Origin of the sequence: Streptomyces sp. SID4985 (assembly GCF_009863025.1) — a bacterium.
Lineage (GTDB): Bacteria > Actinomycetota > Actinomycetes > Streptomycetales > Streptomycetaceae > Streptomyces.
The window spans coordinates 1-7598 of the sequence record NZ_WWIR01000006.1 but is presented as its reverse complement, the minus strand read 5'-3'; the positions used below and the strand labels follow the sequence as shown (position 1 = coordinate 7598).

The 7598-nt window shown below is 73.2% G+C and carries 5 protein-coding genes; all 5 read left to right on the top strand.

All coding sequences use genetic code 11. The annotated features are described in order from the left end of the window. The coding region (locus GTW40_RS00310; RefSeq protein ID WP_161178113.1) for a nitroreductase family protein at positions 1-600 on the top strand (600 nt) is incomplete at its 5' end. A 118-nt stretch (positions 601-718) separates the two neighbouring features. Next, complete coding sequence (locus GTW40_RS00305; RefSeq protein ID WP_161178112.1) at positions 719-3469, top strand: lantibiotic dehydratase; 2751 nt, start codon at positions 719-721, stop codon at positions 3467-3469. Then, positions 3466-4560 (top strand): lantibiotic dehydratase C-terminal domain-containing protein, encoded by a 1095-nt coding sequence (locus GTW40_RS00300; protein ID WP_161178111.1) that lies wholly within the window; start codon positions 3466-3468, stop codon positions 4558-4560. Before GTW40_RS00305 ends, GTW40_RS00300 begins: the two co-directional genes overlap by 4 nt. After that, positions 4557-6902 (top strand): ATP-binding cassette domain-containing protein, encoded by a 2346-nt coding sequence (locus GTW40_RS33660; protein ID WP_343245583.1) that lies wholly within the window; start codon positions 4557-4559, stop codon positions 6900-6902. The genes GTW40_RS00300 and GTW40_RS33660 overlap by 4 nt, the downstream gene beginning before the upstream one ends. Further along, positions 6899-7598 (top strand): ABC transporter permease (locus GTW40_RS00290; RefSeq protein ID WP_161178110.1); only part of this gene is annotated, 700 nt, incomplete at its 3' end. The genes GTW40_RS33660 and GTW40_RS00290, both read left to right, overlap by 4 nt.

The following is a 7598-nucleotide window of genomic DNA, read 5'->3' as shown; positions in this document are numbered from 1 at the left end:
GCCCCGGTGCGCCGGGCGCTGCGCGAACGGCGCAGCAGCTTCGGCCGGTTCACGGGCACCCCGCTCGACCCGGCCAAGCTCTCGGCCGTCCTCGCCTCGGCCGTCGCCGGGAGCGACCTGGACACCGACGTGGAGACGCCCGGCGGCCCACCGCTCACCCGGCTGCACGTCTTCGTGAACCACGTGCGGGACGTGCCGCCGGGGCTGTACGAGTACGACCGGGACACCGGCGAGCTGGTGCTGATGCGGGCCGGGTCCTTCGGGGCCTTCCTCCAGGAGAACTACTTCCTCGCCAACTACAACCTGGAACAGGCCGCCGCCGTCCTGGTCCCGGTCGCGCGCACGCACGCCGTCATGGACGCCGTGGGCGACCGGGGCTACCGGCTGGTCAACGCCGCCGTGGGCGCGACCGCGCAGGCCGTGTACACCGCCGCGTCGGCCGCCGGGACCGGCTGCGGGGTCGCGCTCGGCTTCGACTGCGTGTCGTACGCGGAGGAGTTCGGCGCCGACGGCCGGGGCGAGATCCCGCTGCTGATCATGATGATCGGCGACGAGGGCCGCCGCCCCGCCGACTACCGCTACGACATCGTCGCCCCGTGACCCGCACCCGCACCCCGTACGCCTCCCCGGTGCGCCGGGGCTTCGGGCGGCCAAGAGACCAGCGGCCGACAGACGAACGGTCGACCGACGAGCGGCCAACAGACGAAAGGGGCCCGGTATGAGCCCGACCGCCACCACCGCGCAGGACACTCCCGGCACCGCCGGACCCGTGGGCCTGCACCACCGGTTCATGCTGCGCGTGGCCGGTCTGCCCGTCACCGCCGTGGAGGCGCTACGCGCGCCCGAGGCGGCCGACTGGGCCGCCCGCACGGCCGCCGAGGAGTCCCGGCTGCGCGACCTCGGCGCCCGGCTGAGCGATCCGCTGTCCGCCGCCGTCGGCGCGACCGAGGACGCCGCGCTGCGCCGCCGCCTGCTCGCGCTGCGGCGGCAGGTCTTCAACAACCGCCTCCCCGGGGACCTGGACACCGCCCGCGCCTTGGCCGAGGGGGTGGGCGGTACGACCGGGGCGGATCTGGCCACCTGGCTGGACGCCCGCGTCCGCTTCGAGGAGCTGCGCGTCGAGGGCGAGAAGGTCGTCGCCGACGAGTTGGTGCGCACCCGTGCCGCGCTGCGCGGGCTCGCCCACGACGACCGGCTGCGCCGGGGCCTGCTCCTGGCCTCGCCCACGCTGGAGGAACGGCTCGACGCGTTCGCCGCCGATCCGGCGCCGGTGCCGGGTAAGCGGGCCCGCAAGATGGAGCGTTCGCTGCTGTCGTACCTCTACCGGACGGCCTGCAAGACCAGCCCCTTCAGCACGCTGACCGGTGTGGCGCTGGGCCGCTTCGATGCCGTCGCGGACGGGGCCGAGACCGTCGTCGGGGACGCCTGGACCAGTCACCCCCGGCTCAACGTCGTCGTCCTCGCCCGGCTCGCGGAGCTGATCACCGCCGACCCGGAGCGCCGAGCCGGGCTGCCGGTCGCGCTCGCCTCCGGCTGGAAGCTGGACGACGACCGGGTGCGCTATGTCCGCCGGGCCGTGACGGCGGGCGACGACAGCGCGCCGGTCAGTTTCGACGCGGCCCAGGACCGGCTGTTCTTCCTGCGCCGCCAGGGCGCCCTGGACGGAATGCTGGACCTGCTGCGCGACGCGGAAACTCCGCTGACTCATGGCGAGTTGGCCCGCTGGCTGGCGGACACCACCGGCGCCGGGGACGCGGAGGCCGAGCACTATCTCGCCGCGCTGCGCGACCTCGGGATGCTGCGCCTGCCCGCGCTGGAGACGAGCGTGCACAGCCCCGACCCGCTGGCCGCGTTCCAGGAAGCGCTGCGCGGACTCGGGCTGCCGTGGGCCGACGCCCTCGCCGCCCGGCTGGACGGCCCGGCCGCCGCCATCGCCGGGTATCCGGCGGCGGACGTACCCGCCCGGCGCGCGATACTCTCCGGCCTGCGCACCGAACTCCTGTCCCTGCAAACCGAGTTGGGAGCCGAACGACCCGTGCTCCCGCAGACCCTGCTCTACGAGGACGTCTCCGCAGGGACCACCACGGCCGGGCTCGCCGAGTGGGCCGCACTGGCGGACGGCCCGCTGCGCTCGATCGGGCGCGTCCTGCCCGCGTTCGACGTGGCGCTCCCCCAACGCCTCACCCTCAAGGGCTTCTTCCTCGCCCGCTACGGACGCGGCGGCCGCTGCGACGATCTGCTGCGTCTGGTCCACGACTTCCACGAGGACATCTTCCGCCAGTACCTCCAGTTCACCTCGGCCAAGGACGGCTACCTCCCCGACGGCAGCCACGCACCCGAGGAGAACTGGCTCGGCATGCCCGAGATCACGGCCGTCGACCGGGCCCGCGCGGCGCTCACCGCCCGGATGCGCGCGAGCTGGGCCGAACTACCTGCCGACGCAGAGGAATTCGCCCTCGACGACACCACCGTGGACGAGGCGGCACGCCAACTCGGCTCTGCCGCTCCCGCGTTCGCCCCACAGAGCCACTTCCTCCAGCTCGCCCGCCGCGAAGGCGACCCGCTGGCCGTGCTCAACAACTCCTACGGCGGCCTGAGTTTCCCCTTCACCCGCTTCACACACTGCTTCGACAGCACGGACTCCCCCGGCCTGACCGACGCCCTGCGCGAGGAGCTGCGCGCGACACTGCCACCCGGCGCCGTACTCGCCGAGGTCACCGCCGGTGCCGCCACCACCAACCTGAACCTCCACGGCCGCCTCACCGACCACGAGATCGTCTGCCCCGGCGAACACAGCACCGCCCCCGAGGAGGCCCGCCTCCACCTGGACGACCTCTACGCCGTCCACGACGAGGCCACGGACCGCCTGTTGCTGCGCTCCCGCCGCCTGGACCGCGAGGTCGTCCCGGTCTACCTCGGCTACCTGGTCCCGATGGTGCTGCCCGAGATCCCGCGCACCCTCCTCCTGTTCTCCCCCACCTCCCGCGCCGTGCCGGACGTGTGGCGCGGGGTACCGGAAGGACCCGCCGAGGCGGGGGTGACCCGCAGGCCGCGCGTGCGCCATCACGCGCTGGTCCTCCAGCGGCGCTCCTGGACGGCGGCCGACGGCTCGCTCCCGCTGCGCGCGCCGGGTACGTCGGACGGCGAGTGGTATCTCGGCTGGCACCGCTGGCGGCTCCAACACGGGCTGCCCGCGCGGGTGTTCGCGACCGTCCACGAGGAGTCCGGGTCCGGGGGCGCCCCGGCCTGGTTCGGCGGGTCGAAGCCCCAGTACGTCGACTTCGAGTCCCCGCTCTCCCTCACCGCCCTCGAAGGACTCCTCGCCGGGAAGCACGCCCGGACCGTGTTCGAGGAGATGCTCCCCGGCGAGAACGAGCTGCACGTCACCTCCCCGCGCGGCCGGCACGTCGCCGAACTCGCCGTAGAACTGCTCCCGGCCGGACGGCCCGAAGAGGACGGACCCAGATGACCGTTTCCACCGAACCCTCCGCCGCGCCCGGCCCGGCCGCCGGGGACGACGCCCCCGGCGAGTGGCTGGCCGTGCACGTCTTCTACGCGGCCAGCCCCCGCCCGCTGCTCCTCCAGTGCGTCCGCCCGCTGGTGGACGCGCTCACCGAAGAGGGGCTGCTCGCCGGGTACTTCTTCATCAACTACTGGCTGGAGGGCCCGCATCTGCGGCTGCGTCTCAAGCCCGCCCGCGCGGCCGACGCCGAGGCCGTACGGGAGCGGGCCCACGCCGCGCTCGCCGCGTTCCTGCGCGAGCGGCCCGCGCTGTACGAGGTGAAGGACGGCTTCTTCGCGGACCTCTACGAGACGCTGTTCACGCTGGAGTTCGGCGACGAGGAGCGCTCGGAGTACCTGGGACCGGACGGCAAGATGCTGCTGCGGCCCAACAACTCCTTCGAGGACCGCCCGTACGAGCCCGAGTACGGCAAGTACGGCGGCCCGGCCGGGATCGAGCTGGCCGAGTCGCACTTCCAGCGCTCCAGCGACCTGGTGATCGAGGCCGCGCGCACGATGAACCTCCATGTGCGCACGGTGCTGTTGGGGCTCTCCGCGCAGCTGATGATGGTCATGTCCGGCACGTTCCTGCGGGACGACGAGGCCCTGCTGAACTTCCTGGACCGTTATCACACCTTCTGGAACCGGGCGTTCAGCACGACCAACTACACCGCCGACGACGGCTACGACCGCGCGTACTCGGGGATGGGGACGAGCCTGCCCGGGCGTTTCCGGCAGATCCGCCGCGCGGTGGCCGAGGGCGAGTCCGCGAAGCTCCCCGCGTTCCTGCGCGGCTGGGCCGAGCACTGCGCCGAACTCCGTGACCGGGCGACCGAGTTGGCCGAGAAGGGCACGCTGGTCTTCCGGTCGTACGACGGCACCCGGGACATCGTCCCCGAGGGGCCGGGGCAGGCGCTGCCCATGCTGCTCTCGCCGTACATGCACATGACCAACAACCGGCTGAGCATGACCGTGCGGGACGAGGCGTTTTTGTCGTACGTCCTCGCGCGCGCCCTGCGCGACGGCGGCGCGTGTCCGGAGCCGGAGGGCGGGGCGTGACCACCGAGACCTTTCTCGCCGCCCGGCCCCGGGTCCGTCCCGACCTCGTCCAGGGGCCCGCGCTCGTGCGCGGAGCGGCCCGGGTCCAGCTGCTGAAGGACCCGCGCACGGGGCGCCGTCTGGAGCTCGGACCGAAGGAGCACTTCCTGATCAGCCGTCTGGACGGCAGCCGCACGCTGGCGGAGATCGGGCAGGAGTACGCCGGGGCGTTCGGGGCGCGGCTGGGTGAGGCGCAGTGGGGGCAGTTGCTGCGGCTGCTGCACGGCCGGGGTCTGCTGGAGAACTCCCCCGCGCCGGCCGCCGGGCCACCGCCCGGGCCGGAGCATCCGCCGAACGGGATTCTCGCCGGGCGCACCCGGATGGTCGCGGACGCGCCCGCGCTGATGGACCGGCTGCACGGCATGACCGCGTGGGCCCGCCGCCCCGCCGCCCTCACGGTGCTCACGGCGCTGGCGGTCGGCGTGCTCGTCGCCGTCGTCGTCCAGGCGGGCACGCTGTGGCGGCAGACGGAGGAGACCGCGCGGCAGCCGGTGCTGCTCTTCGCGATCGGCTGTGTGCTGTGGTGCGGTCTGGCGCTGCACGAGCTGGCGCACGGGCTGTTCGCGCGGGCCTGGGGCGGGAGGGTCACCGAGATCGGGCTGCGCTGGTTCTGCTTCGCGACGTACCTCTACTGCGAGGTGGAGGACGTGCAGTTCCTCGGCAGCCGGGCCCGCAAGGTGGCCACCGCCTGCGCCGGGGTGTTCGCCAACCTCCTCTTCCTGGTGCCGTTCTACCCGGTGTGGGCGCTGCTCCCGGCCGGTGCCGACGGCCGTTCCGCGCTCGGCGCGCTGCTGCTGCTCGGCACGGTGCTGGGCCTCGCCAACCTCCTCCCGCTGCCGCCGCTCGACGGCTACAAGGCGCTCGCCCACGCCCTCGGCGTGGTCGAACTCGCGGGCAACAGCCGTACGTTCATGGCGCTCGCGGTACGGCGCGTGTTCCGGCGCGGTCCGGGCGTCGCCGCGTACCCGGCGCGGCTGCGGCTGCTGTACGGCGGCTTCGCGCTGCTGATCGCCGTACAGAGCGCGGCGCTGCTCGCGCTGTGCGGGGCCGCGCTGCGCTCGATGTTCCCGGACCGCTACGCGGTGCTCGCCTGGTCGCTGCCCCCTGCCCTGCTCGCGGCCGTGCTGCTGCTGTGGGCGCTGGGCGGGCTCGGCCGCTCGCTGCGGGAGCGGCGCGCGGCCGTGGCGGCGCCGGAAACGGCGTCCGCTCCACAGACGGCCCCACAGGCCGTCCCCCACCCCCACAGTCCGCCGGGAGGTGCCGCCCCGGCGGTCGTCCCGGCCGCTCCGGACACAGCAAGGAAAGGCGAGATGAGCACACCCGACAGCAAGACCGAGACCGAGCCTGAGACCGGTCCCGAGACCGAGTCCGACGCCGCACACCCCGAACCCCCCGCCGAGACGGTCGTCGACCTCACGGGCGTGACCAAGCGCTACGGCGACGTGACCGCGCTCGACGGAGTCTCGCTCTCCGTGCGGCACGGCGAGTTCTTCGGTGTCCTCGGCCCCAACGGCGCGGGCAAGACCACCCTCGTGGAGATCGTCGAGGGGATGCGCGAGGCCGACTCGGGCACTGTGAGCGTCTTCGGGCAGAGCCCGTGGCCGCGCGACACCAAGCTGCTGGCCCGGATGGGTGTGCAGACCCAGTCCTCGGCGTTCTTCGCCCGGCTGACCGCCGGGGAGCATCTGCGCACGGTCGCCGCGCTCTACGGCATGGGCCCCGAGGTGGCGACGACGGCGCTGGAGCGGGTGGGGCTCACCGAGAAGGAGAACGCCCGGATCGACCATCTCTCGGGCGGTCAGCGCCAGCGGCTCGCGGTCGCGACGGCGCTGCTGAACGAGCCGGAGCTGATCTTCCTGGACGAGCCGACGGCCGCGCTCGACCCGGAGGCCCGGCGCGAACTGTGGGAGCTGCTCAAGTCGTTGCGCTCGGAGGGGCGCACGATCATCTGCACCACGCACTACCTGGACGAGGCCGAGGCGCTGTGCGACCGGGTGGCGATCATCGCCGGCGGACAGGTCGTCGCGCTGGACTCGCCGCGCAATCTGATCCGTGCCCTGCACGCGCCGACCCGGCTCCTCGTGCCCGCCGGGCGGCTCACCCCCGAGGCCGCGCTCGCTCTGGACGGGGTGGACCGGGCCACCGTGGAGGGCGACGACCTGGTCCTGGAGACGACCGTGCCCAACCGGGTGCTGCCCGCGCTGGGTGACCTGGTCGACATCGACTCGGTCACCGTGCGCACCCCCACCCTCGAAGACGCCTACCTCTCGCTGACCGGCACCGGATCGGAGCACCACCGTTGAGCGCCTACGCCGCACTGACCAGGGCCACCTATGTCGCGAGCGTGCGCGACAAGACGACCCTCTTCTTCACCTTCGCCTTCCCGCTGGCCTTCCTGGTGCTGTTCGGGCTGATCTTCCAGGGCCAGCACGTCGACGGCGGACTCGCGTCCATCAACTACATCGCGCCGGGCGTGTTGTCCTGGGGCGTGGGCAACGCGGCCGTGTTCTCGGTCGGCTTCTCCCTCATGCAACAGCGGCGTGACGACCTCCTCCGGCTGATCTGGCGCACCCCGACCCCGCTGCGCACGCTGATCGCGTCCCGCTGGACGGTGGCGGTGGCCGTCGCGCTCACGCAGACCCTGCTGTTCACTGCCGTCGCCCTGCTGCCGTTCTTCGGCCTGGAGCTCAACGGCCCCTGGTGGGCGGCGTTTCCGCTCCTCGTGCTCGGGGTGACCGCGTTCCTCGCGATGGGTCTGGTCGTCGGCAGCCTGGCGAACACCCCGGAGGCGGTCGCGGCCATCGCCAACCTGGTGATGGTGCCGATGGCGTTCCTGTCCGGCTCGTTCTTCCCCGACGACCTGATGCCGAACTGGCTGCGCACGGTCGCCAAGGTCCTGCCGCTGCACTACCTCAACGACGGCCTCACCGACGCGATGGGCGGCCGGGGCGACCTCGGGGACATCGGGCTCGACTGCGTCGGGCTCGTCGTGTTCGCCG